This is a genomic window from Vibrio porteresiae DSM 19223, assembly GCF_024347055.1.
Classification (GTDB): Bacteria; Pseudomonadota; Gammaproteobacteria; order Enterobacterales; family Vibrionaceae; genus Vibrio; species Vibrio porteresiae.
Genome location: NZ_AP024895.1, coordinates 1619233 through 1642969, shown reverse-complemented (window position 1 = coordinate 1642969; position 23737 = coordinate 1619233). Strand labels below are relative to the sequence as shown.

Sequence of the window (23737 nt, the reverse complement as noted above, 5' to 3'; positions counted from 1 at the left end):
TATACAAGATTAAGAGGAACACTCTGGTTATTCGCGTCAATGTGAAACCGTTTATTAACCATCATTCATTATCAATAGAGGTATCTATGCAAAATATTAAAGATAAAGTCGTTGTCATCACTGGCGCTAGCTCTGGTCTGGGCGAAGCGACCGCGAGATTGCTCGCCGCTGAAGGCGCAAAAGTGGTGCTTGGCGCTCGCCGCGCAGAAAAGCTTGAGGTTATCGTAAAAGAAATTGTTGATGCTGGCGGCATTGCAACAGCGGTAACCACTGACGTCAAAAACCATGAAGAGGTTAAAAAACTGGTCGACACTGCAGTAGAAAACTACGGTCGCGTTGATGTTCTTCTTAACAATGCGGGGTTGATGCCACTCGCTCCGTTTGAACGTTTACAAATTGCGGAATGGAACGAGACGATTGATGTCAATATTAAAGGCGTTCTGAACGGTATTGCTGCCGCGTTGCCACACATGCAAGCGCAAAAATCCGGTCACATCATCAACGTTTCGTCTGTATATGGTCACATTGTCTCTCAAGGTGCGGGGGTTTACTGCGGTACTAAATGGGCAGTTCGCGCGATTTCAGAAGGCCTTCGTCAAGAAGTGAAACCTTACAACCTGCGCACCACCATCATCTCTCCTGGAGCGGTCAATACTGAGTTGCTTGAGCATATCAGTCAGAAAGACATCCAAGAAACCGTGAAGAAAATCGTCGGTGAATTTGGTCTTTCTCCTGATGCCTTTGCGCGTATGGTGGCGTTTGCGATTTCACAACCTGATGAAGTCGATGTGTCAGAAATCTTGTTCCGCCCAACGGCGCAGCCGGAATAATAGACATCATTCAATCGCTTAGCTGTTGAATAAATAATCCACATAATAATACAGGGTATCGCCTTGCCCGGGATACCCTTTTCTCGTCTCGAATATGCTCAATTTATTCATTGCTTTTGTTTTCCTTCTCAGAAAAAAGAAACTAACAAGAACTAATACCCGGAGCTTTGGCTAGATAGCTATCGCTCTCAATTTGGTCAAACATAAATTTGGCAAGATCTAAGCGACTAAGCGCAAGTTGATGACGAGTTTTGCCATACACGCCGACATTAATGCCTTTTGAATTACTTCGGTTCGTTAAGAAACCCGCTCTCACCATTGTCCAATCACGATCGGATTGGCGAATCACCTGAGCCAGTGTCACGATATCTTGGTAAATACTCGGCATTAGGTACTTAATCAAAATGGCTGGCAGACGAATCTTCATATCATAGCGATCATCAGGGTCAGCCGCTGTCCCAGTCGAAACGGCAATCAAGCGCCTCACCTGCGCTTGCGCCATGATATCTATCAGAGCTTGCGTTGCATGAGCAATCGGCTCGCCTTTCGGATGAGGAAATTGCGTTGGACCCAGCGCTGACAGCACAGCATCCGCGCCGTTAATCGCTTCATGCAGCGCAATAGCATCAGTGAAATCGCCGCGTACAATACGCACATTTTTGTAGTCAAAGCGACTGGACTGACGCGCAAATACCGTAATCTCATGGCCTCGCTTCAATCCTTCTTCAATAAGATAAGGCCCCGTTTTTCCAGTCGCCCCAAACAGCGTAATATTCATAATACATTCCAATAATCAAACCAATGGGTTTAGAGAGCCCGAAATATTTGGGCTCTTGGGCAAGGTTATCGAGCACTATCGATGAGCAAGCCACCATCCGGTGTCATACTGTATCCGGTCATATACTGTGAATCTTGGCTCGCTAAGAATAACACCACAGGTGCGATGTCTTCCTCGGGTGAGCCATAACGTCCCAACGGGCAAGCAGGCGGCGGAAGCTCTACATCATCGCCCCATGTTTTGGCGACTGGCATCATATTATTTACGGTGATGTTATCTACCGCCCACTCGCGAGCGGCGGTACGAGTTAACGCTCGCACTGCTTCTTTAGCCATGTTGTAAGGAGCATACCCAGTTAATCCAGTGACGCCAGCCATCGACCCAAAGTTGATTACTCGACCCGAACCACTCTTTTTCAAATACGGGTAAGCGGCCTGCATCCAACGTAAATAGGCAATTGGACCGATTTCAAAATTACGTTGTAACTGCTCAACCGAGAGTTCAAGCACGGAAGAAAATGGCGCAGAAGGATCAAACGCATTGTTCACCAGAATGTCGATGCCACCAAAGGTATCAACCACTTGTTGTATTGCGACCTTGGTTTGAGTTGGGTCGCTAATATCGCAGGCAATTGCCATAGCTTGACCACCTTCTGCTGCAATTTCGTTTACTACTGCATCGACATTGTGTTGAGAACGAGAAACCACAGCAACTAACGCTCCTTCAGCCGCAAACAGTTTGGCCGTTGCACGACCAATGCCCTTGCTACCACCCGTAACAATGGCTACTTTTCCAATTAATCTATTCATGATTTTTTCCTACAGTTTCAGTAATGAAAGAGGCTCCAGCACTATTGGCTGACGGTAAGTTTCGTGCCGCATTCTGGGTCGTAAATGACGCCGCAATAAGCAGAACGCCCACTATGGCTGGTAACGCTTCTTTGGGCTTTTTCACCCCCCAATGCGCTCCAATGGCTAACATCAAATGCAATGTCATCGCCGCATAAGTGAAATCCGTTAAGCTGGTGTTAAACCGAGAAATCACCACAATCACGGCTAACGTCTTACAAAAGATCAACGGTTTTACTAGATAACTCGGATAGCCAAACGCCGTGAACTGCTCCTTTACCCAATTGGTTTTCATTGTGTAAAGGGTTGCTGATGCTAAATACAGCAATGAGAGCAAGGTGGTGCTTATCCAATAGGTGTATATCGTGGTCATAAATTGCCTTAAGCTGTTCGACTTTGCAGCGATAATGTTATGTAATAGAAAAATTAACAAGTAGGATGAATTTCAATGGGTTGGTATCATTTATATGACTAATGAACAAAATCAACGCAATATGCACGAAGAAATGCGCAGAGCATTTTCGCTGTTATCGGGAAAGTGGAAGCTGGAGATTATGTGGCTGCTTGTAAACCTCCCCTAATTAGTTACACCCATAATTAGAGTTTTCAGCCTTTTCATGCTTCATTAAATATTCCCATGGTGTCAAATCATCCAGTGCACCATGAGGTCGTTCTTCGTTGTATTCTCTGAGCCAGTCCTCTGTTAACTCTCGAACTTCCGTTAGTGTTTTGAAGACGTACATATCTAAGATTTCAGTGCGGTATGTGCGATTAAATCGTTCAACGTACGAGTTCTGAGTCGGTTTCCCTGGCTGGATAAATTCCAACTGAACATCGTGCTCTTCTGCCCACGTTGCCAATGTTGTAGAGATAAATTCAGGGCCGTTATCCATTCGGAGTTTCTCTGGGTATCCTCGCCATGCAATGACCCGCTCAAGTACTCGAATCACTCGCTGAGCTGGTAGGCTGAGATCGACTTCGATGGCTAACGCTTCTCGATTAAAATCATCCACAATATTGAAGGTTCGGAACCGACGTCCGCATTGCAAGCTATCGCTCATAAAGTCGATAGACCAGCATTGATTCTCTGACAGCGGTACACTCAGCGGCTCAGGGTTACGGCTTGGTAGACGCTTTTTCCCTTTACGGCGTTTATTCAGTTTTAGCTCGCAGTAAATCCGATATATTCGCTTATGATTCCATGTATGACCCCACCGACGAAGGATCTTAAGTAACATACTGAAGCCATAGGCTGGATAGCGCTCAGCGGCCTTTTGTAGCTCACTAATAACCTCTTGGTCATCGTTCAATTTAGGCTGATATCGATAAACTGAGTCGCTGATGCCAACTGCGCGACAAGCAAGACGTAAACTGACTTTGTGCACTCGCCGTGCATAGTCAACAAATTCACGTCTAATCGCTGGCTTCACAGCTTTTTTTCGATGATATCTTTGAGAATACGGTGCTCTAGGCTCAGTTCTGCAAACATCGATTTAAGGCGACGGTTTTCATCTTCTAGCTCTTTTAAACGTTTGACGTCAGAGGCTTCCATACCCCCGTATTTAGACTTCCAGTTGTAGTAGGTTGCCTCTGATATGCCGTATTCACGGCAAACTTCCTTGATAAGACGACCACCTTCTACTTCTTTCAAAATCTTCACGATTTGTGTTTCGGTATAGCGTGATTTCTTCATAGCGAGTTCTCCCTGATTAAATCAGTTTATGCAGAAGAACTCTAAAATGGTATGCCACTATTTTAGGGGGTGATTACATGCTCAATCAACGCATTTATCGCTTTGGTGAACTACGTAAAGCGATCCCTGGGATAACTCAGCACATGTTGACAACTCAGCTTAGGGAATTGGAAGCCGATGGTTTGGTTTCTCGTACCATCTATCCTGAGGTACCACCACGAGTCGAATATGAGATTACCGACAAAGCGCGCGGCTTAGGGCCAACGATGGAAGCATTGACCAAATGGTGGGAACAATACGGTGATTCACTGCCACTGAGAAATGAGACCAGAGGTCGCAAGCCCAATGGCTGACAAGTCTCGAATCCAAGTGTTTTATCGAGACATATAGCGAAAATAGGCCGAGGCAGAGACCTATTTTCCCTTAGCTATAGGTGATATCACCCAATTTTAGGCCTTACTTGATCTGTTCTAATTGCTCTAATAATTGAGATAATTCCCGCTCAGTCAGATCTTGTTTGGCTTTATTCTTATATTCAATAAGTTGATTTTCAGTTGGCATTGCTGCTAAGCAGTGAAACAGATTAACCAGATCCCGTGTAATGATTTCATTCCTGATTCGTATTGACTCATTCTGTTGCTCATCGGTTAAGCTGTCGACAACAGACTCATCTCTTTTTTTTAGATTGTCAAAACACAATAACGTTAAATCATATTTGTCACTGATCATCTCGTCATCTAGGTATTGTGCGCAAGTGAGCCACTGTTTATCGGCAACGAGGTCATTGTAAGCCCAGTAGAAAACGTCCTTTGCCTGTGACGTATCGCTTTGTGCAACGCGTTCAAATTCTTTCAGTACATCGGCTTGCTTTTCAAGATAATCAGAAAGTCTGGCGAAATCACGAAATGCCTTACACTCACTGGTTTGATAATAACGCTGCAGTGCTAGTTGCTGCAGTTCTAGAAGTCGCTCCATCGCGGGAGGATAGTGTTTAGCCACTTCCAACCAACCGGCAAGACCATAAGAAAGCCGCACACCACGATAACTAGGCTCGATCTTTTCTGCATGTTCAAACAACCAATCATACTGCTTATGCGCACTCTCATAATCTTGATTATTGAGTGCCTCTTCAGCATCCCTATAGGCTTTATACAAGTCCATCTATCTGATCTCATTATAAAAATAGGCGCTTACACTATACTTAATGAGAATACTTTTCAATTGCCTTGTTAATATGCACCTTTAAAAGTACGTTGATTTTAGTGGCACGATTCACCATTGTTACAACAAACAAGTAACTTAAAACCAAGAATGCCATACGTTACATGAATCCATTGGAATTTCTCGTTATGACTTTGTCTCAGTGTTCGCTCTCCATTCTTTGTGGATGTTCAGAGTGAATTACTGGATTCACTTAATTTGCGTTTGGTTATTCCTCTGACTCCACTTGAACTTTTAGACCAAAAAGCTCCGAGCCATCTATGTCCTACCATTAGTATTTCTGAAGGGGATTTCGTTTTACTCACTTATCAGATGGCTAATGTTCCAGTGAAACTTTTATCTATTCCCGTTGAGGATCTAGGTACTTTCTAAGACGAAATTATCACTGCAATTGACTTTCTGATCACTGGCATATAACGCCTTTGTCACAGGCATTTTTTGTGTAGTGGAGTTTTGCGGCAAAGTGACGAAACCGCCGCAAAACGGAGCGTAGAATAAAATATCCTGCTGACAAACTTGTTACAAATTTGCTTTGCTGCACCTATACAAACCCGCTTCAGCCTGCATTCTAAAAGTACCTGATTGGTATTTTTCTAAAATCGATTGAAACAATGTCTTTGCTTTTTCGATATCTCCTGCCTTTTCTGCAAGATAGGCAGCTTCGATTTCCTGTTGTCTTTCTCCAAACAACTCATAACCTAACTCTTCAACTTCTTTAGCGATCGCTGGCTTCAGTTGAGGGTATATAGAATAAATTTCATTTCTCACTTCGTGTAATTCACAAATAGCACGCCCCACGCGCTGAACATTCTTATTCCCATCTAAAACTTCTACCTCCTTTACCAAACGAGCGATCATCACTATCCGGTCTAGCGCCTCAACCATTAATAATTCAATTATTTTTGCTTTATCTTCCATTAATCAACCTTATGTATAACGTCTAATTCAACAGTGCATAAACACCATTTTTAAAAAGAATAAGTAACTAAAAACCAAGAATGCCGACGTCTTATGCATCCATTTCAATTTCTTGTTAGTTTACTTTTCGCTTAAATCGCACGATTTAATCGTATTGACCAATTCGCACCACAGGTTATAATCTAAAACATATGCAAACATGGAGCTCTGCTTATGCGCACACTAACAGCCAATGACGCCAAACGAAACTTCGGAGAACTCCTTTTGAGTGCCCAACGTGAACCCGTAAAAATTAGCAAAAACAGCAAAGACGCTGTTGTTGTTATTTCCATTCAAGATTTCGAAGAACTTGAAGCGATGAAAGCTGATTACCTTAAACACTGTTTTGAATCTGCACAAAAAGATTTAGCCAACGGAAACATCGTTGATGGTGAAAACTTCCTAAATTCTCTTTAACTTAGCTTGACCTCGATATGCTGAAAAAGTCATATAAATTGAGCCGTCTAGCTCAAGAACATTTGCTTAAAATTAAAAATTACACCGTAGAAAATTTTTCAGATACGCAATGGACTAAATATAAAGCGGCTTTACTTACTGCTTTTCAAACTTTAGCTAATAACCCTGAATTAGGGAAAAGTTGTGATGACATCTACCACAACGGCTTCTACTTTCATGTAGGTAAGCATACCGCTTACTATACAAAAGAAGATGGCTTTATCCTCATAGTTGCAATACTGGGGCAATCCCAACTTCCTCAGAAACATCTACATTCATAACGAACTCGCCTCTGACTTTCATTTTGGAGGTGATGATGCTGATTAAGTAAACTAACGCTAAGCTCAGTTGCAAAATAGCTGGCGCTACATTTTGGGAACCAAAATTGGGCTAAATTTAATTATTGACACCATAGTCTCTTGTTATAAATTTTTATCGACTGGAGCGTTTTCTACGGCCTTCAAAACCTTTTGAGCCAAATCCGCATCTATACTAATTGATGACTCTCCAGTGATTATTTTATTTGATGCTTGTAAATACTTCTGCTCAATATGATTGAGAATCCAATTAATACGACTAAATTTGAGACTGTTAAATTTATTTAGTTCATCATTAGAGCAAATAGAGCTAATTACTTGTTTACATATTCTATCTTCCCACCATAAAGGAACATTTTTTGCCTCTCGTCCTTTTTTAATTACAATACAAATTCGACCGACTAATTGTCTATAACAAAAAAACAACGACCACAGATACTCTCCAGCATAAAGTCTGTCATGATCCTTTCTATTCAGTTCATCTGAGAATAATACAGTCATATCTGAATCTTTAATATCAATTAAATTTCTATTTCTCATTGTTCCAAAATCAGTACCGAATTCTTTTTCTACCAGTACATCGACATAAGTTAAGATGCTCGGTTGATTCTTTTTAACCAATAAAATACCAGACCACAGAGATTCAATTGATAGAAGTATACGCTCATGGCTAATATGGCTTTTATGAATAAAATTATTTTGAAGAGTAGCTACTAACTGAGATTCATTATCTATTGATGCTTTAAGAGCGATTAACTGAGTATCATACTCATGCTTGATACTATTTTTTAATCTAGTTTCAAACCATGATTTAAGAATAAAAGATACAATTCCTCCGCCCAGTCCACCAGATATAATCCAATTAATAATTTCAGCATTCATAACTCACCTAAATTTATAACGCAAAGTTCAGTTTCAAAATAGCTGGCACTATATTTTGCGAAGCAAAATTCGTGACAGTTATTTTGTCAATTGGAACGCATTGTTAAGTTTCTTTTGCGCCATACTCGAAAAATATGTCCCTTAATTCGCAACATGGTTCTTCATGTTCAGCTACTGTTACCCAACCACACGAATCACAATAAACAGTATGACAACCACATTTTAAGCATTTACCTACTGATCCTATCGATACTTTACCATTTTGAATTATGCCCAACCCATGTTGCCAACATAGTAATCCAGGAACAGCTCGCCCCTTATCTTTAGGTTCAAAACAATGTGGACAAATATCTGTCATTTTACCGTATGATTCTTCAACAAAAGATGTTTTATACGCATCAATCCAGTTAAGACTTTCTAATTTTATACGATCGCCAAACTCTCTAATTCTTTTGGACACCGATGATGTAAAACCATTTGAGGATATGAGAATTCCAAAGTTAGCACCGACATCATTCATCATACTCATAAATGCTTCGGCTGCTTTTACATCTACTGGCTTGTTGTAGTGTTTACATTCTACAATTGTTGTCACCGTACCATTTCTAATTAAGATATCGATCTGACGTGATCTTTCTGAATATTCACCAGTTATACGAGAATCGCCTAATACAGTTACTGTAGGAGAAGAATACTCATCATGGAGAATCTTAGTGACAAGCCATTCATATTGTTTCCAATCTGCAATATGTTTATTTTTCATACGTCCTCAATTAGAAACTTAACAGCATCTTTTCAGCAGACATTGTCTTTATCATATTGTCAGGAAATAAAGACACTCTACCAGCAAGATACTGTTCTTTCGTTCTTATCCTTCCTTGCACTCACAAATTGCAGAACATGTCTGTATAACCTTGAGTGCTCAACTAGGCTCATAATCTGTTATTAGTAAATGTAGGTCAAGAACTGGCATGAGAAAGTGGTCAGGAATCTTGAGATAAACAGTTTTGAGGGCAAAACCTCGTCATAGTAAAAGCAATACTGAGACAAAAATCAGCTCAGAGCTTCACACTTTATTGGAGAGTTCGAGTCATTCATGCTCGACGATACTGCATAATCCAAAGTGCGGATAATCATTCTGATTATCCGCACTCACAGTTTTGTTTAACGCGATAACCGAAGCTTTTAGCTAGTTAACAGTAACAATAATCCGTTGATAATGGGTCATGGCTGGAGAGCCATCATCTTTTGCTTGAGCGATGATATGAATGGTGTCGCCATGCTTCGCGTTGTTAGGAATGGTAAAGCGCCATTGGCCCGATTCCGTTTTAGCGAGTGCAATTAAGCCGTTGTAGGTGCCCGCTTCTGGGTATTGCCAAAGCGTCGTGGTGACTGAATTACTATCGGGATCGGTTGTGATTGGCGTCAGTATCACCGCATCACCGGCAGCGCCTGTGACACGATTGCCTTCTTTCACTTTAACTGACGGAGCATGATTGGCCTCTTGGTAGTTTGAGGTTACTGACCACTGTAAACGAGCGGCGAAATCACGCTGAATATCGCCCCACCAGCGCGAGGCTGGATAATCATTAGGATAAGAACCATCTGGCGCTTTATCTTTACTGGTTGCGTTGCTCCAGTGATTTTTGTCCGCTGCGACAATCGATTGTCGGCCACCCCAGCCGCCCCAACGCGGGTCTGCCCAACTCTCTAAACCATTATTGATAAGTAATGCAAAATTGGATGAGTCCCCTTCAGACACAAAACTGCCTTGCTCTTGAGGTGGCATCCAAACCATGTATCCCTTCGCCTCAAGTTGCTCTTTGGAAAGATTGGATAGTCCAAAATAGTCTTCTTTATCAAAGCCCTCAGCCATTTGTTTACCATCGCCCCAGACGCGATATTCAGCTCCCATCGGTTTTATGTTGGAAACGTGGGTTTGCGTCCAATCTTTAGAGAGATAGATTTTGTCTTCTGATAACACAGTTTTTCTTGCGAAATAACCCCAAATATTGGTGCTGACTTCGCGGGTTTGGATATCTGGCCAGTTTGGTTTCAGGTAGTTATCGTAAGTCGCGTCTTGTAAACCAAAGCTAGTGATGATCGCCTTTTCGCTCACCTTTTTGTATATTGCCGGCCAATCTGCCGACTTTCCGTATTGTTGTTGAATCGATGCCAGCGCCCGAGCGATGGTGTTTAACCCGCCCCACGCCTGCAAGAAAACCGGTCCCTTTTGATCATCCAACAACACTTGTTTGATCAGGTCTGATCCGGGAGTGTCTTCTTCCATATCACCCACATTTTTAATATTGCCGATGCGATACAGAGCCGTCAGGGATTGAGGTGATGGGTAGTTTTTATCATGCTGTTTGAGGTTGTGATACACCTGAGAATAGGCATCTAATGCCATTTCAATATGCGATGGGCTGTTCGGTGCGTACCAACGATGCGGCTCAATACCCTGCGCTTTATCCCCTGAAAAATGGTAACGGCTTGATGAGAGCACTAAACCAGAAATATGAATCTCATTGGAATAGAGCAAAACTCGCAGCATCGAGTTCAAGTCATCTAATTCAGGATCGGTGGTAATAATGGTTCTTGGCTCTGGCGTGTTGACAGTCTGGTATTGAACGTTAGCCATTGCGGAGTTAGCTAGCAAGCATCCACCGATCGACAGAGTAAGCAGGCCAAGTTTTAGCGAGTGATGTGTAGGGTTCATGAAATTCACTTTATTGTTATGAAATAAGAAACATGCAGAATTCGCCATCGCTCTGATTAAGCACATAATCTCGCCTAATGCAGTTGGCAGAAATAGAAACGAATTCTTATCGCGTTAACATAATAGAACCGGTTCCATTAAACATTTAGCGTTATCACAACTTAACCAAACCGTGGTGTTGAGTGAAGGCAGAAACTGCAAATCAATCACCATCATTCATAAGTGATTATGCTTTTCCTAACCAACCGTAAGCCCCGCCCTTCCCTTTTGTTAGATTGACACTAACCTTGTCATTATGACCAAATTCCATCATGTCAAAACAACACCAAAACCGATTCAAAAAATTAATTATTTATTATTTTTCAATAGATTATAAATTGGCATACCCTGTGCTATCCAAATTGACAGAATAAGACGTAATGGCACGACCGCAGAACGGTTGATTATTCACACCCAACAGCGGCGCTCTGTCTCACCATTGATTGATTTTGAATGAGGATAAAATGGGAATTAGCTTCGCAGAACCAGAAAAGCTGACTTTGATTTTTGATGCGGACAATCGTGAAGATTGGCAACGTACCTCTCACATCTTGCAATGTCTTAACCTGAATAAAACCATGACGGTGGCCGATGTTGGTGCTGGCACAGGGTATTTCTCCAATCTCTTTTCAGGGCTTGCCAAAACCGTTCACGCGATCGATTGTGAGCCGAATATGGTGAGTTACATGCAAAAGCGCTTTTCAGATGCGGCGTTAAGCAATGTGCTGGTGACGCAATCAACGCCAACGAATCCATCCATTCCTCATGGCGTCGATTTGGTGTTTGTTGCTAATACCTATCGATTTATTGCCGATCGTCCAACGTTTTTGCATCACTTACGCGCTCAAGTCTCCTGCCAAACTCGATTGGTGTTTGTCGATTACAAGGGAGACAACGCGCGAGTATCGCCACAGATGGCAAGGGATGAAGTAGAACAAGCCGGATTCAACGTCTCTTCAATGGACACAACAGGCTGTCCAGATCACTATGTGATGACATTTTGCAAAACCGAGTAAGTATGTCTTAATAGACTTACGATTAGGTTATCAAACACTGTCTTGATGCATCGGAGGTTTTATGATCCCGCACGATTTAGTCAAAGGAACCGTCGTTGGTCGCCATGACTGGACGAGCACTCTGTTCTCAATCACCGTTAGTGCTGAGGTTGCGCCATTTCAAGCCGGTCAATTTACTAAATTGGCACTGCAAAATGAGCAAGGCGATTGGATAAGAAAAGCGTACTCCATCGTAAATAGTCCAGACATTCATCTGGAGACGAATGAACCGGCGGCGAGTCAAATCGAATTTTTGATCATTCACGTTAAGGATGGGCAGCTTTCGCCCAAACTGCATCGACTCCATGTTGGTGATACGGTTTGGGTGGGAAAACAAGCCGCAGGCTTTATGACCTTGGACGAAATCCCCGAATACGCTAAAGAGCTCTGGCTTATCTCAAGCGGCACGGGTATCGGCCCTTATCTTTCAATGCTCTCTGGACCTTGCTTACCTTTCGACACCATAGTGTTAGTACACGCAGTGCGAACCCAACCTGATCTGGTATATCGGCAACACATCGAAGATCAATTACAACGTTATGCAGGACGATTGAAATACATCCCCATAGTTTCTCGTGAACGTGTTGAAGGTGCTTTATCAGGCAGAATTCCTGCGCTCATTGCGAGCGGAGAGCTGGAACAAGCCGCATCGGTTTCATTTAATCCAAATCAGAGTTTTGTGTATCTGTGCGGTAATCCAGAGATGATACGAGACGCCAAAATTGCCCTCAACGACAAGGGATTAACCAAACATTTACGTCGTAAACCTGGGCATGTCAGTAGCGAGAATTATTGGTAATAGCTTGCTGATGCTCTCAGCATCAATGTCGACAATGAAAAAAGGCGCTAGCCAATCTTATCAGCGAGCGCCTTTGATAATTAGCCCATCATAGCCTTATGATCGACTGAGAATTCTGAGTGTTTACTCTTCTTCAATATCGCATTCATTGCAGCTTTGCAGAGCGATTTCGTGTTCGAAAACAAGTTCCTTGCCTTCTTCTAATAGCTCAGCAATCTCTTTTGCGACTTCTTCCTCATCATCCGCTTCTACTTGATCTGCAAGTTCTTCTACAGAGTAGCCGTAGAAGTTAAGCAGTAGGTAGTCACGCGCTTCGTCTTTAGTACAAGTCACGTTTACCGCAATATCAGCTTCGAGTTCGTTTTGCTCGCTCATCGCGGCAACTTGTGCGATCACGTCGTCTTTCATCGCAGTCGTTAACCAACCAAGGTCGGTACTTACTGCTGTGCTTTTGCAGTCAAAACAAGGTAGTGGATGAAAGTAATATTGAAAGTCAGCCATGGTAATGTCTTCTGTAAGTGTTGAAGTGGAGGATTATGCGCGTTTTTATGGAAATTTCCACACCAATAACCAACAATCTCTTTAATACTTTGGCACGTTTAGCTAAGCCTATTAGTTAAGCCCAGCAATGGCACAAAAGGACAAGATAGCGACTTGGTATTTCTCTTCCTATGCCATGTAAAAATGCCCCATCCACCCCACCATTGCGCAGATATTTTTTAATAAACAAGACCAGAGATCATTAACGAGTAAGATTTATCGACACAATGCCTAACGCATTCTGATATTGAAAAGTCATCGGCGCCGTGACAAATCGATATCATTAAAACCGCCACTTAGTCTATGTATTGAATGGATAAACAACTCATCTAGTGACAGCGTTAAGATTGAAAACACGTCTGCAGATAATCCACCAAGGTTTTGATCTGCTTAGGGATAAATTTCGAATAGGCATATTGAGCCACTATGTTACCTTGGTAATGCCCGCCCAGTGTCCAGTCCGGTAGCACTTGTTGTACTTGCTCTGTATCGAGCCATTCTTGAATCGAGAAATCTGGAAATACCGCAATTCCCATGCTTCTTAACACCGCTTCGCGGCGAATTTCACTGTGATTCACGGTGAGCGTCCCTTTCACTTGTATCGACAATTTTTTATCTTCTTGACTGAATATCCAGATGCGATCTTTAGGGCTTTCCCCTAAACAGATGCAGTTATGGTCAATCAATTGTTGTGGATGAGTAGGAATCCCCTGCTTCATCAAATAGTCCGGAGTGGCACAAAGCAGTAAACGACACGGTGCTAATACTCGGCTAATAAGCCCTTGAGTAGGCGTCTCGGTAATATGAATAATCACGTCCACTTCATGACTGACAAGATCAAGATAGCGATCAGAGACCTTAAGCTGTAACTCCACTTTGGGATACAGCGCCATAAAATCCAGCAGCATCGGCATCAACACTTGCTTAGATAAGGCTTTAGGCGCAGCCACCCGCAACACTCCAGTGATGTCCTCTGTATTCACCTGTGCAGAAGAGACAGCCAATTGCGCCGAATTGAGCATATCGCAACAGAGGGAATAGACTTCTTGCCCAGCAGGGCTTAAGCGCATTTGACGCGTGGTTCGTTCTAACAACTTTTGCTGCAACGCATTTTCCAAACGCGTAATAGAACGGCTGACCGATGATGGCGCGACACCCAGTTTCAACGCTGATTTTGAGAAACTACCGCTTTCAACCACGTTGACGAATATCGCCATCTCAGACAAAAGTGGAATGAGCTTATTCATATCCATAACGCAAAAATCCTTTGCATTTAACCCCAATTGTTTCACTGAAGCTACTAATAGATACTTAGCGCGTCAATCAACTTTACTCAGTGGTAACCTCTCGTTTTACTTGGTTATTCACTTAAAGAGGAGCACGCAGTGACCACATTAACTCTGCCTAACAATGAACGTTTTAAACTTCCCACCTCTGAGCTGTTATTACTGCTGGTCGCCATTTTTTGGGGCACAAGTTATGGGCTCACCAAAAGTGCTTTAATCTACACCAGCGTGTTGTCCTTTTTGATCCTTCGCTTTACCACGACCTTCTTGTGCATGTTACCGATTGTGATTCAAGATTTTCGTCATGGGCGGAATCGAGATTGGCCGGTGACTATCCCCACTGGTTTACTGTTAGCGGCAATTTTCTTTTGTGAAGTGTTTGGTGTATCGAAAACCTCGGCGTCCAATGCGGCCTTTTTAATCAGCCTCTCTCTTATCTTTACTGCCCTGTTAGAGCTCTTGATAACCAAGCAATCGGTGAGCAAAAGTTTACTGGCTTTGGTGTCCACCAGCGTGATCGGTGTTGCGTTACTTACTGAGATAGTAAGTAGCAAATTCTCATTTAATCAGGGAGATATGATCATCTTAGGTGGTGCGATGCTGCGCGCGTTAATGACCATATTGACCAAACGCGTAGTCGATACCAAGCAGGTGACAACCGCAACGTTAACGGCATTTCAATCATTAACTGTCGCGCTGGTTGCACTGTTTGTCGCATTGATTTTTAACTCAACCCAGCCATTCCATATCCCCACGGCGCCTCACTTCTGGCTGACGTTAGCGTATTTGGTGATCTGCTGCACCCTCTGCGCTTTCTATATTCAGAATCATGCACTGCGTAAAACAACGCCAACCCGAGTCGCACTTTTAATGGGCAGCGAGCCCCTGTTCGGCGCCCTATTCGCTGCAATATGGTTACAAGAATGGCTATCGCTGACTCAAATGATTGGCGCTGGACTGATTTTAATGAGCGTGGTGTTAACTTCGTTGATCAAACGCTAAAGCGATGCGTTCATATACAAGGCAGATAGGTTATTCGCCACTAACCTATTTAACACTGAGCAATAACTAAACCGTGGTTACTGCTGCCGAGAAGGGTTGGCTCAGCGCAGGTTTGCAAGTGATATTCAAACCATGCTTGGTATTGCTCTGGTGTCATAGGGTTGATGCCATCAGCGATATAACGACTAAACGTATCGGTGGCAATATGGTTAACCAGTTTAAACCCCTGCCCTTCGACTAACTCTTCCATCTCTTTAGGCGTAGCGAAATAGCCCACTTGGAAGAAACGGTCAGCCTCGGCACTGGTAACCACACCTTCATTGAGTAATTTGCTATAAACGTCGGGCGTGACCAATTCAGGAAATTTCTGGGTAAACATGCCAGCAATGAAGAAGCGTGAGATGTAGGCAACCGCAACAATGCCGCCCGGCTTTAAAATACGACGGGCTTCGGCGATTGCTTGTTCGCGCAGCTCTTGGGATTGTAAGTGATAAAGCGGCCCCAAAATGACACATACGTCTTGCGAGTGATCGTCAATAAATGGCACGTAACAAGCATCGCCTTGGTAAATGGCCAAATCAAGATTCTGTTGCGCCGCTTTTTCTTTGAGGATACGAACCTGATCTGGCACCAATTCAACCGCAGTCGTCGTTAACCCCATTTGGGCAAATGTTAATGAATAACGACCGGTCGCAGCGCCAAGTTCTGTCACGTAGCAACCAGGCTTTAAATAGGGTTTTAACTTCACCATGGTGGTATCAAATTCAATTTGAGCAATATATTGACGAGTTAAACGCGAATCTTCATCCGCCCCAGTGTACTGTGCTATCAGTGCATCCATTATGCCTATCCCTAGTCGGTAAAACGTGCCGATCATGAAAAATAAATGATTATATTCAATAAAATAGATTAGATTTATTAGTATCATGATTGCCAATGAACGAAAAGCTATTACACCGTTTTTATCATTACTTGGAGCATTAAAATATCAAAGTGCAGAGCGAGCCAATGCTAACGGGCTTGCTACGTATTACCAACACGTTGGCCTTACAGATTTCAAATCACCATAAAGTAAACGCTAAACCGATACTTCTACCCATAAGATACATACGTTAAGATACGGGTCACTCAGATAGACTGACATCGGTTATGACAGAGACTTCACTAAATACACCGCTTGCCGAAGCAATTGGTGCCATCAACTCGCCAAGGTTTACATCCCATTTGATGCATCTTATTGAGCTGCTCTGCCCTTTTGATTGCGCGGTGGTGATGGGATTTAATGCTGAGCACCATCCAATCTATCTTTATGATTCAATTAAGAATCATCGTGACTTGTTGTTTCAGAGCTATCTGGTCTCTTCGTTTAAACATGACCCGTTTTATACCCAACTCAGAGCCAAAAAAGAGCAAGGGATTTATACCCTTAAAGAGGTGGCACAAAACAATCTCCTGTTCCAAGACTACTGCACGCAGTTCTATCATCAAACTGGCTGGAAAGATGAGCTCTGTATGTTGGTCAACATTCAAGCCGACCGTTGGGTTGCTTTTTATTTGGGTTATGTGGATGAACTACAGCATTTTTCATCTGAGTCTATCCGCCGTCTTGAAAGCCACTTCACTATTATTCAAGCGCTCTGTCAGCAGCACTGGCGTCAGAGCGAATTTCACCTTGCCGAACCCTTGTTGGATGTCACCTCCTATTCAGGGCAAATGCGTCAACTTATCGAGTATGGTTTGAGCTCATTTGGCCGCGACGTACTGACCAATCGTGAGCAAACCATCGCGGGACTGATGGTGCAAGGCTTAGATACGAAACTCATTGCCAAACGTCTAGACATAGCAGAAGGCACCGTCAAAAATCACCGTAAGCGCATTTATGCGCAGCTGAATATTGCGTCACTAAGTGAATTGTTTCAGCTTTTTCTCAATCATCTCATTACCTTATCAAGATCATAAACTGTCCCTTTAGGGATATGTCGTTTGTGCATCGCTCCACGTAGTCTTAATTCAGAAGAGACAACTCACTGGATAAGATAAATGACTCAAGAACTGATGAGCGAGCTGCAAGCTCGTGGTTTGATTGCTCAAGCAAGTGACCTGGCACAACTGGAATCCTTGTTAAGTAGCGGTACACAAACGCTCTACTGCGGATTTGATCCCACAGCCGACAGCTTACATATAGGGCATTTGGTGCCTTTACTGATGTTAAAACGCTTTCAAAACGCAGGACATCACGCCATCGCCCTAATCGGCGGTGCAACCGGGATGATTGGCGATCCCAGCTTTAAAGCCGTCGAACGACAACTCAATAGCGAACACACTGTCGCACAATGGGCGTTGGATCTGACCGAGCAAATCACGCACCTAATGGATGATGAGAAGCACTACCCCATCACTGTCGCCAATAACGCCGAATGGTTGCAAGGGATAGATGTGATTGCCTTCTTTCGTCATGTAGGCAAACATTTTTCCGTCAATACCATGATGAATCGCGAATCGGTAAAACAGCGCTTACAGCGTCCAGACCAAGGCATCTCCTTTACTGAATTTAGCTACCCACTATTGCAATCGTTTGATTTTGCTCAGCTCAATCAACGTTATGGCTGCCGAATTCAAATTGGTGGCAATGACCAGTGGGGCAATATCGTGAGTGGTATTGATTTAACAAGGCGTCAAAATGGCGAGCAAGTGTTTGGGATGACCTTACCGCTCATCACCAAATCCGATGGCACAAAATTTGGCAAAACAGAAAGCGGAGCAATTTGGCTTAATCCAAGCAAGACGTCGCCCTACTCATTTTACCAATTCTGGTTGTCTGCAGACGATCGCGATGTCTACAACTTGTTACGCTACTACACCTTTTTAAGTTGCGAAGAGATTGCCGAGATTGAAGCAAAAGATAAACGTAGCAGCGGTAAACCCCTTGCCCAACAAATATTGGCCGAGCATGTCACTCGTTTTGTACATGGCACACAAGGATTAGAGAGCGCGCAGCGCATTACTCAAGCGCTATTTGACGGACAGGTAGCGCAACTGACTTTAGCTGAATTGGAGCAATTAGAATTGGACGGCTTACCTTGCATTGAAAGTGTAGAGCAACCCTTGCCAGAACTGCTGATTGAAAGTGGTCTTGCTCAATCAAAACGCATCGCTCGCGAGTTGATCGCTCAACATGCCATCACCGTCAACGGTGTTAAAGCCGAAAATGACATGCTGCCAAGTTTTGCCCTATTTGATCGCTACTGGTTAGTGCAACGTGGTAAAAAGCATTTTGTGTTGATCAAGCGAAAAGCTCTGTAACACCGCTCATCTTATGATGGGTTAACTTAAGCAATAACACGATAACAATTTGAAAATACGAGATCGTTTAGGTGAAATGAGGACTAAGAAAGGCTGACAATAAAGAGAAGATACATGGTGCCGACTATCAGAGTCGAACTGATGACCTACGCATTACGAATGCGTTGCTCTACCTACTGAGCTAAGTCGGCATCTCGCTTCAGATTACGAAACTCATTTTATATCCAGCGAGACACCATAGCAATCGAACAATTTAATTAAAAGCAAAAATATTTTGCGCTAACTCAATGAAATCATTCGAAGATTTTTTAGAGAAACGGTCAAAAAGACGCCTTTAGTCAACCAAAGTACCAAATGAACATCGAGGGTAAGCTAAACACTGCCCTCTTTTTCTATCACCAGAATCCTCGCCTCTCCTTGTGGGTGAGCAACATGCTCAGTTCCGACACTGGCATAAAAGATATCACCCGCTTCGAGCAGCGTTGATTGCGGCAAGCCATCGACCTTAAACCACATTTCTACCACCCCATCGAGAACCACAAACACCTCTTGTCCATCGTTGATGTGCCAGATATACGGTTCATTGGTCCAGTGCAAGCGCGTGGTGATCCCATCCATATTGGCGATGAGTTTTGCACCCCATGCTTTATCTGCTGTGAACTGTTTGCTTCTGGTGATTTCCATTCATATGATCCTGTTAAATAATCATTTCTCTCGATAAAACAAAGCGGCAGCGTTATTCAGAACTTGCTTTATCCGTCTCTTGCAGATGATGTTTTCCAAAAATCAAGCTGGCCATATAAGCGACAACCACAATATTGATAACAAACACGCCCACACCAAGAAGACTCGGCTTAGTGACCATTTCATACAGCTCAAATGGCAAATAAATGGCCCCACTAACCAGCGCAAACCACTCCGTCCACACCAGCGCTTTCCACAAACCATACGCTTCGACAAAACGAATTAATGCATAAACCAAAGCGCCAAAAGCAAGCAATTTAATCTTACCATCAGACACTTGCGTCATTGCATGGATAAAGATACTCGGATAATGACTCGCTGGATTTAAATGCGCATGGTGCACCAAGCTGACCGCAACATGCTCGAGATTTTTACCCGCCAATACGTGTAACCCGAGCCCGACCAATAAGGAGAGCACACCTTTGCACGCTTCAAGCGAAGCCACTGCCTTTAAACCTTTTGTCGATTTGCTCAAGTAACCTCCCAAGCTTAATCCAGCGTTAAGCCCGACATTTAGAACATGGCTAGCTCTGTTGCTAACCTGCTAATAATCGATAATAGAAGCAGATAGCACTACTTTCGATTCTGGTGTTGCCAGTGAAAGGTGTCAAATTAATTCTATGCGACAAGCAGAAAGCCAAGGTAAAACCTTGGCTTGGTGAAGCGCGTAGTCGTTAAAGTAGACTCTATCCGCCTTATGTTAGTTCAAGCTAAACACCATACTAATTTCATTTGCGACTCGCTCGCGCTCAATAAATCCTGCTTTTTGGTAGCTGCGAATCGCAGCGGTGTTTTGGTCATAGACCGTAAGAGTCAAAGTCGCGGCACTGAGGTGACGAAGTGTCTCTTTTGCCTTAGCTAGCAGTTGTTGACCCACTCTATTGCCTGCATAGGCGGGTTTGACGTACATCTGCACCAAAATATATTCGGTTGAATCCTTGGCAATTAGGCCGCAAAGGCCAATTAGCTCCGAATCAACAAATGCTCCCAGCATCAAGGCGTCTTCACTTTGCTCTTGAATCTTCTGCTCAAAAAAGAGCTCAGGTTTGTCCTTCTCTTGCTCGTAGCAAGCCCCATAACATTCGGGAAAACACTGTAAACTTTCTAGACGAATTCGGCGGTAATCTTGCGCATCTGTTGGTTTTAGCATTCTGCAATCAATCTTCATTCATATTCCTTAGCAACAACCACTCGCCTTAAACAAAAAGTGTGGCAACGCTTATCACGTTACCACACTCTTACTGCACGGAAAGCCGATTTTACTTGATGCCTAAATTTACTTGGACTCTTATTTAACTTGGCCGATAGGAAGCTTAACCATACGTTATTGCTTAGCGTAAAGTGTCTCTATTTCTGCTTTCCACCCGACCACACGTTCGCCGGTGGCGCGCTCAGCACGGTCAAGATAGAGGTGCGCGTTAACGGTTAAGCCGCAGTAAGAAAAGATGCCGCTATCGACTGACAGTGCTATCGCTTTATCAAAGCCAAGGGTTTGATATTCCTGATGAGATTTTCCCAACGTATTGATGATAACCACCTGCTTGTTTGTCAGTAACCCTTGCTGCTGCCCTTCCACATAACGGTAAGCAAAGCCATAGCTAAATACACGATCAATATAGCCTTTGAGGATCGCTGGCATCCCTACCCACCAAATTGGGTAAACGAAGGTAATGCAATCGGCCCAGCGCACCCATTTCTGCTCAACTTTAACATCGTTTGCTACCTCGCCACGGCGCTGCCCTGCAATATCTTCTTGGGAAAGTACCGGATTAAACTGCATTTGGTTGAGGTCGCGAATTTCTACTTCATGTTCACCACTCAAAGAGCTAACCAAATGATCTTTGATGCTGGCGTTAAGGCTCTGCTCGCTAGGATGGGCAAAAATAATAAGATGTTTCATGATGATGTTTCCTCTAAGACGTTGAGCCTACTGTAACGTGCTAGAAGAAAAGATGATTGTACGAAAACGAAAACGGATCACAGCATTGCTGCGTATTAGTGGCTTAGTCGTTGATGAAAATGGATGACTAACGGCTAGTGCACATCTGTTGTGAAAGCTTGAGATATTGCGAAGGGCTCATCATTAGATAATGCTTAAAATCTCGAATCAAATGGCTTTGATCGTAATAACCACAGGTAAACACCACATCGGCCCAATCCACTTCTCGTTGGCTAGCTAAGCTCTCTTGCACTAAGGTGATCATCTGCATAAAACGGTGATACCTCGTGTACTCTTTCACGCTATAGCCTAAGCGATTTTTATAGTGCATTTGCAACGTGCGAGCATGTTTACCTTTGAGTTGGGCCTGCTCGTGAACCGTTTGATGCACCATCTCTTGCGTATCAAGCTCAAGCCGAGCCGAGCTTTGCAAATAATCCTTACCAACTGCCAGCAGTAAATCACGCTGCTGTGCCGCTGAATCCTGTTGCTGCAGAGCGTGATGAATGGCGGAAAAACAGTCTTCATCAAGTTGTTCAAAGTGCGACGACTGAGCCGTTGCTGCGCCAAACAAGCGATGAAAGCCGTCGTTAGCAAAATTCACCACCACCACCTTGGCACCCGGTGGCAGTCGGTAATTAAAAGCTTGCTTTACTGGCCCTATAATAAAATAGCGCTCTATGACCACTTCTGGTTGATCATGAATCACTAAACTTATCGGCGTACCCAGACTAAAAATCAACATCACTTGAAATGACGGGACAAACGTAAACTCAAGCACCTGGTCTGAATCGTTCTGCGCAAAATAGAAATGGGTATAGATGCCTTGTAACTCACTCGGCACTTCCATTCGCTCGCCTTGATAAGGTGGCTTAGTCATACTCCATCCCTTGGGTTAATGATAATTCGCCAAGAATAGCGATTATTTGTGGCGGTGGTCACTTGGTTTCCCCCAAAGATAAATCCCTCGTCGACACATTAACCCTAAAGTTAACCGTCAGCGAGGGATTTACCCACTAGGAAGTCTTATCTTAGTTTAGTTGTTTAAATCATTACAATGCGTTTTTCTTTGGCACTAATCACGGCGGCATCAAGCACTTTCAGTACTTGAATCACTTCATCACCTTTCACTGGTGGTTCTTTACCTAAAGTGACTGCATCAGCAAACTGCTGATAATAATCGAAATAAGCGCCTTGTTCAGATGGAATAACTTCATCTCCTGCCGCTGTTTTCAAGATCGGCCAACGCTCCTTAACTTCATAACCCCAATGTGTTGGATCATCCACTGGACGCTGACCAGCAAACACCGCTTGAGCCTGAACATCAGTCATTTGCGAATGCAAACTCCCCAAATCCCCGTAAATCAGAAACTCTTTCATCTCAACATGGTTTAACTTGCTGGCGGCCAGATACGATGTCACGCCACTGGTGTGTTGCAACGTCAGAACAAAACTCGCATTGGTTGGACCTTCAGGCAATTCGACTTCATCAATATGGGCATAAACCGACTCAACCGGCCCCATCAAATAGACCGCCTGATCCACTAAATGACTGCCTAAATCACGCAGTAAGCCGCCTTTAGGTCCTGGTTCAAGCGTATGAGGGGCGTCATACTCCAACCTTGCATGCATGCGCCATAACTTGCCTAACTTACCGGAATCTAACACCTTTTGGATGGTACGCAGATCCGTATCAAAACGGCGATTATGAAACGCACACAGAACTAACCCTTTCGCTTTAGCCTGATCAAGCAGTGACTTAGCCACTTCAGCATTAGGTGCAAACGGCTTATCAGATACCACATGCAAACCCGCTTCCAGCGCTTCTAACACTAAATCGCGTCTCGTATCGGGAGGTGTAGAGATGGTCACAGCATCGAGATTACCCGCTTTGATCATGCTCGTTAAGCTATCAAAGATGGGCGTACCAGGAAAATCCTGTTCAATCGCGGCGATTTTTTCAGGTGAACGCGCCACAATACCAACCAACTCAACTTTGCTGGCCGCTGCAATAAATGGAGCGTGAAAGTATCGACCACCATCACCATAACCGACTAATCCAATTCGCATGACTGAGCTCTCCTTTTTCTTTGGCCCTTTGTCGTCCTTTGGCCATGTGTTGTTCTTTGGCGTTGTTATTGGGGATGACTAACGCTTTGCAACAAGTTGTTGTAAAACCAGACTACACCTCAAACTAGGTAATTACCACCTTAGCATTTGTTGATAGTCTGCATAACAAAAGATAATTATTTCGTACAAGAAGTAATTAAAATAATCTATAGCAAAAAACATGAAGATTAAGGAATAATACCACTCATGAAATGGAAAC

27 protein-coding genes, 1 tRNA gene and 1 pseudogene are annotated in these 23737 nt (G+C 43.5%); 10 read left to right on the top strand and 19 right to left on the bottom strand.

The genetic code is table 11. The annotated features are described in order from the left end of the window. Nucleotides 1-86 precede the first annotated feature (86 nt). On the top strand, nucleotides 87-830 hold the full coding sequence (locus tag OCV11_RS07540; RefSeq protein ID WP_261896026.1) for an SDR family oxidoreductase: 744 nt from the start codon (nucleotides 87-89) through the stop codon (nucleotides 828-830). Nucleotides 831-972: 142 nt separating this feature from the next. On the opposite strand, the gene OCV11_RS07535 is transcribed toward OCV11_RS07540, so the two are convergent. From OCV11_RS07535 to OCV11_RS07520, 4 genes are all read right to left on the bottom strand, one after another. Beyond that, on the bottom strand, nucleotides 973-1608 hold the full coding sequence (locus OCV11_RS07535; protein ID WP_261896024.1) for an NAD(P)-dependent oxidoreductase: 636 nt from the start codon (nucleotides 1606-1608) through the stop codon (nucleotides 973-975). A 65-nt stretch (nucleotides 1609-1673) separates the two neighbouring features. After that, nucleotides 1674-2417 carry an SDR family NAD(P)-dependent oxidoreductase gene (locus tag OCV11_RS07530; protein WP_261896023.1) on the bottom strand — a complete coding sequence of 248 codons (744 nt, stop codon included), beginning with the start codon at nucleotides 2415-2417 and terminating at the stop codon, nucleotides 1674-1676. Next, a complete protein-coding gene (locus OCV11_RS07525) occupies nucleotides 2410-2829 on the bottom strand; it encodes a DoxX family protein (protein ID WP_261896022.1) in 420 nt (139 codons plus the stop codon). Before OCV11_RS07525 ends, OCV11_RS07530 begins: the two co-directional genes overlap by 8 nt. A 208-nt stretch (nucleotides 2830-3037) precedes the next feature. Continuing rightward, a protein-coding gene (locus tag OCV11_RS07520; protein WP_373332800.1) for an IS3 family transposase occupies nucleotides 3038-4149 on the bottom strand; the annotation gives its coding sequence in 2 pieces (ribosomal slippage) (nucleotides 3038-3888 and nucleotides 3888-4149; 1113 coding nt in all). A 20-nt stretch (nucleotides 4150-4169) separates the two neighbouring features. On the opposite strand from OCV11_RS07520, the gene OCV11_RS07515 reads away from it, so the two are divergent. Further along, nucleotides 4170-4502: a winged helix-turn-helix transcriptional regulator gene (locus OCV11_RS07515; protein ID WP_261896249.1), complete on the top strand. Its 333-nt coding sequence runs from the start codon at nucleotides 4170-4172 to the stop codon at nucleotides 4500-4502. A gap of 103 nt (nucleotides 4503-4605) precedes the next feature. On the opposite strand, the gene OCV11_RS07510 is transcribed toward OCV11_RS07515, so the two are convergent. After that, complete coding sequence (locus tag OCV11_RS07510) at nucleotides 4606-5310, bottom strand: hypothetical protein (RefSeq protein ID WP_261896021.1); 705 nt, start codon at nucleotides 5308-5310, stop codon at nucleotides 4606-4608. Nucleotides 5311-5523: 213 nt separating this feature from the next. On the opposite strand from OCV11_RS07510, the pseudogene OCV11_RS07505 reads away from it, so the two are divergent. Then, nucleotides 5524-5742: pseudogene (locus tag OCV11_RS07505) on the top strand (CcdB family protein); the annotation flags it as partial. Between the two features lie 147 nt (nucleotides 5743-5889). Here the strand turns inward: OCV11_RS07505 and OCV11_RS07500 are convergent. After that, nucleotides 5890-6288 (bottom strand): hypothetical protein, encoded by a 399-nt coding sequence (locus OCV11_RS07500; RefSeq protein ID WP_261896020.1) that lies wholly within the window; start codon nucleotides 6286-6288, stop codon nucleotides 5890-5892. A gap of 213 nt (nucleotides 6289-6501) precedes the next feature. Between OCV11_RS07500 and OCV11_RS07495 the strand changes: the two genes are divergently transcribed. Next, nucleotides 6502-6744: a type II toxin-antitoxin system Phd/YefM family antitoxin gene (locus tag OCV11_RS07495; protein WP_261896019.1), complete on the top strand. Its 243-nt coding sequence runs from the start codon at nucleotides 6502-6504 to the stop codon at nucleotides 6742-6744. Nucleotides 6745-6761: 17 nt separating this feature from the next. Beyond that, nucleotides 6762-7064, top strand: coding sequence for a type II toxin-antitoxin system RelE/ParE family toxin (locus tag OCV11_RS07490; protein WP_261896018.1), 303 nt, complete (start codon nucleotides 6762-6764; stop codon nucleotides 7062-7064). Nucleotides 7065-7205: 141 nt separating this feature from the next. Here the strand turns inward: OCV11_RS07490 and OCV11_RS07485 are convergent, their stop codons facing one another. The 3 genes from OCV11_RS07485 to OCV11_RS07475 form a co-directional block, all read right to left on the bottom strand. Next, on the bottom strand, nucleotides 7206-7982 hold the full coding sequence (locus tag OCV11_RS07485; protein WP_261896017.1) for a hypothetical protein: 777 nt from the start codon (nucleotides 7980-7982) through the stop codon (nucleotides 7206-7208). 103 nt (nucleotides 7983-8085) lie between these two features. Continuing rightward, on the bottom strand, nucleotides 8086-8745 hold the full coding sequence (locus tag OCV11_RS07480; protein WP_261896016.1) for a restriction endonuclease: 660 nt from the start codon (nucleotides 8743-8745) through the stop codon (nucleotides 8086-8088). Between the two features lie 426 nt (nucleotides 8746-9171). Further along, nucleotides 9172-10701, bottom strand: a complete 1530-nt coding sequence (locus OCV11_RS07475; protein ID WP_261896015.1) for a DUF1593 domain-containing protein — start codon at nucleotides 10699-10701, stop codon at nucleotides 9172-9174. A 503-nt stretch (nucleotides 10702-11204) separates the two neighbouring features. Between OCV11_RS07475 and OCV11_RS07470 the strand changes: the two genes are divergently transcribed. Together OCV11_RS07470 and OCV11_RS07465 are read left to right on the top strand one after the other, a co-directional pair. Beyond that, a complete protein-coding gene (locus OCV11_RS07470) occupies nucleotides 11205-11756 on the top strand; it encodes a class I SAM-dependent methyltransferase (RefSeq protein WP_261896014.1) in 552 nt (183 codons plus the stop codon). Between the two features lie 61 nt (nucleotides 11757-11817). Continuing rightward, nucleotides 11818-12594, top strand: coding sequence for a ferredoxin--NADP reductase (locus OCV11_RS07465; RefSeq protein ID WP_261896013.1), 777 nt, complete (start codon nucleotides 11818-11820; stop codon nucleotides 12592-12594). Nucleotides 12595-12717: 123 nt separating this feature from the next. Here OCV11_RS07465 and OCV11_RS07460 read toward each other — a convergent pair whose 3' ends face one another. After that, the gene (locus OCV11_RS07460; protein ID WP_261896012.1) at nucleotides 12718-13095 is read right to left on the bottom strand and encodes a hypothetical protein; all 378 of its coding nucleotides are present in this window, start codon (nucleotides 13093-13095) and stop codon (nucleotides 12718-12720) included. 380 nt (nucleotides 13096-13475) lie between these two features. Then, nucleotides 13476-14387, bottom strand: coding sequence for a LysR family transcriptional regulator (locus OCV11_RS07455; protein WP_261896011.1), 912 nt, complete (start codon nucleotides 14385-14387; stop codon nucleotides 13476-13478). Nucleotides 14388-14519: 132 nt separating this feature from the next. Here OCV11_RS07455 and OCV11_RS07450 point away from each other — a divergent pair, with 132 nt between their 5' ends. Next, nucleotides 14520-15422 carry a DMT family transporter gene (locus OCV11_RS07450; RefSeq protein WP_261896010.1) on the top strand — a complete coding sequence of 301 codons (903 nt, stop codon included), beginning with the start codon at nucleotides 14520-14522 and terminating at the stop codon, nucleotides 15420-15422. A gap of 49 nt (nucleotides 15423-15471) precedes the next feature. Here the strand turns inward: OCV11_RS07450 and OCV11_RS07445 are convergent, their stop codons facing one another. Further along, nucleotides 15472-16263 (bottom strand): class I SAM-dependent methyltransferase, encoded by a 792-nt coding sequence (locus tag OCV11_RS07445; RefSeq protein ID WP_261896009.1) that lies wholly within the window; start codon nucleotides 16261-16263, stop codon nucleotides 15472-15474. 308 nt (nucleotides 16264-16571) lie between these two features. On the opposite strand from OCV11_RS07445, the gene OCV11_RS07440 reads away from it, so the two are divergent. Next, nucleotides 16572-17381, top strand: coding sequence for a helix-turn-helix transcriptional regulator (locus tag OCV11_RS07440; RefSeq protein WP_261896008.1), 810 nt, complete (start codon nucleotides 16572-16574; stop codon nucleotides 17379-17381). A gap of 81 nt (nucleotides 17382-17462) precedes the next feature. Then, nucleotides 17463-18725, top strand: a complete 1263-nt coding sequence (tyrS, locus tag OCV11_RS07435) for a tyrosine--tRNA ligase (protein ID WP_261896007.1) — start codon at nucleotides 17463-17465, stop codon at nucleotides 18723-18725. A gap of 115 nt (nucleotides 18726-18840) precedes the next feature. Here the strand turns inward: tyrS and OCV11_RS07430 are convergent. The 7 genes from OCV11_RS07430 to OCV11_RS07400 form a co-directional block, all read right to left on the bottom strand. Further along, nucleotides 18841-18916, bottom strand: a tRNA-Thr gene (locus OCV11_RS07430). A gap of 181 nt (nucleotides 18917-19097) precedes the next feature. After that, on the bottom strand, nucleotides 19098-19409 hold the full coding sequence (locus tag OCV11_RS07425; protein WP_261896006.1) for a cupin domain-containing protein: 312 nt from the start codon (nucleotides 19407-19409) through the stop codon (nucleotides 19098-19100). 52 nt (nucleotides 19410-19461) lie between these two features. Continuing rightward, complete coding sequence (locus OCV11_RS07420) at nucleotides 19462-19944, bottom strand: DUF2127 domain-containing protein (RefSeq protein WP_261896005.1); 483 nt, start codon at nucleotides 19942-19944, stop codon at nucleotides 19462-19464. Between the two features lie 225 nt (nucleotides 19945-20169). Further along, entirely contained in the window at nucleotides 20170-20637 is a 468-nt protein-coding gene (locus OCV11_RS07415; protein WP_261896004.1) for a GNAT family N-acetyltransferase, read from the bottom strand. Nucleotides 20638-20793: 156 nt separating this feature from the next. Then, nucleotides 20794-21369 (bottom strand): NAD(P)H-dependent oxidoreductase, encoded by a 576-nt coding sequence (locus OCV11_RS07410; protein WP_261896003.1) that lies wholly within the window; start codon nucleotides 21367-21369, stop codon nucleotides 20794-20796. A gap of 127 nt (nucleotides 21370-21496) precedes the next feature. Further along, on the bottom strand, nucleotides 21497-22288 hold the full coding sequence (locus OCV11_RS07405) for a helix-turn-helix domain-containing protein (protein WP_261896002.1): 792 nt from the start codon (nucleotides 22286-22288) through the stop codon (nucleotides 21497-21499). 164 nt (nucleotides 22289-22452) lie between these two features. Then, the gene (locus tag OCV11_RS07400) at nucleotides 22453-23478 is read right to left on the bottom strand and encodes a Gfo/Idh/MocA family protein (RefSeq protein ID WP_261896001.1); all 1026 of its coding nucleotides are present in this window, start codon (nucleotides 23476-23478) and stop codon (nucleotides 22453-22455) included. Between the last annotated feature and the right edge of the window lie 259 nt (nucleotides 23479-23737).

Coding starts and splice junctions, on each gene's coding strand:
- OCV11_RS07460 (WP_261896012.1), bottom strand. CDS start 13,095: ATGGCTGACTTTCAATATTACTTTCATCCACTACCTTGTTTTGACTGC.
- OCV11_RS07415 (WP_261896004.1), bottom strand. CDS start 20,637: ATGAAGATTGATTGCAGAATGCTAAAACCAACAGATGCGCAAGATTAC.
- OCV11_RS07495 (WP_261896019.1), top strand. CDS start 6,502: ATGCGCACACTAACAGCCAATGACGCCAAACGAAACTTCGGAGAACTC.
- OCV11_RS07485 (WP_261896017.1), bottom strand. CDS start 7,982: ATGAATGCTGAAATTATTAATTGGATTATATCTGGTGGACTGGGCGGA.
- OCV11_RS07540 (WP_261896026.1), top strand. CDS start 87: ATGCAAAATATTAAAGATAAAGTCGTTGTCATCACTGGCGCTAGCTCT.
- OCV11_RS07425 (WP_261896006.1), bottom strand. CDS start 19,409: ATGGAAATCACCAGAAGCAAACAGTTCACAGCAGATAAAGCATGGGGT.
- OCV11_RS07535 (WP_261896024.1), bottom strand. CDS start 1,608: ATGAATATTACGCTGTTTGGGGCGACTGGAAAAACGGGGCCTTATCTT.
- OCV11_RS07455 (WP_261896011.1), bottom strand. CDS start 14,387: ATGGATATGAATAAGCTCATTCCACTTTTGTCTGAGATGGCGATATTC.
- OCV11_RS07410 (WP_261896003.1), bottom strand. CDS start 21,369: ATGAAACATCTTATTATTTTTGCCCATCCTAGCGAGCAGAGCCTTAAC.
- OCV11_RS07470 (WP_261896014.1), top strand. CDS start 11,205: ATGGGAATTAGCTTCGCAGAACCAGAAAAGCTGACTTTGATTTTTGAT.
- OCV11_RS07500 (WP_261896020.1), bottom strand. CDS start 6,288: ATGGAAGATAAAGCAAAAATAATTGAATTATTAATGGTTGAGGCGCTA.
- OCV11_RS07490 (WP_261896018.1), top strand. CDS start 6,762: ATGCTGAAAAAGTCATATAAATTGAGCCGTCTAGCTCAAGAACATTTG.
- OCV11_RS07405 (WP_261896002.1), bottom strand. CDS start 22,288: ATGACTAAGCCACCTTATCAAGGCGAGCGAATGGAAGTGCCGAGTGAG.
- OCV11_RS07440 (WP_261896008.1), top strand. CDS start 16,572: ATGACAGAGACTTCACTAAATACACCGCTTGCCGAAGCAATTGGTGCC.
- OCV11_RS07525 (WP_261896022.1), bottom strand. CDS start 2,829: ATGACCACGATATACACCTATTGGATAAGCACCACCTTGCTCTCATTG.
- OCV11_RS07445 (WP_261896009.1), bottom strand. CDS start 16,263: ATGGATGCACTGATAGCACAGTACACTGGGGCGGATGAAGATTCGCGT.
- OCV11_RS07510 (WP_261896021.1), bottom strand. CDS start 5,310: ATGGACTTGTATAAAGCCTATAGGGATGCTGAAGAGGCACTCAATAAT.
- OCV11_RS07530 (WP_261896023.1), bottom strand. CDS start 2,417: ATGAATAGATTAATTGGAAAAGTAGCCATTGTTACGGGTGGTAGCAAG.
- tyrS (WP_261896007.1), top strand. CDS start 17,463: ATGACTCAAGAACTGATGAGCGAGCTGCAAGCTCGTGGTTTGATTGCT.
- OCV11_RS07400 (WP_261896001.1), bottom strand. CDS start 23,478: ATGCGAATTGGATTAGTCGGTTATGGTGATGGTGGTCGATACTTTCAC.
- OCV11_RS07465 (WP_261896013.1), top strand. CDS start 11,818: ATGATCCCGCACGATTTAGTCAAAGGAACCGTCGTTGGTCGCCATGAC.
- OCV11_RS07475 (WP_261896015.1), bottom strand. CDS start 10,701: ATGAACCCTACACATCACTCGCTAAAACTTGGCCTGCTTACTCTGTCG.
- OCV11_RS07480 (WP_261896016.1), bottom strand. CDS start 8,745: ATGAAAAATAAACATATTGCAGATTGGAAACAATATGAATGGCTTGTC.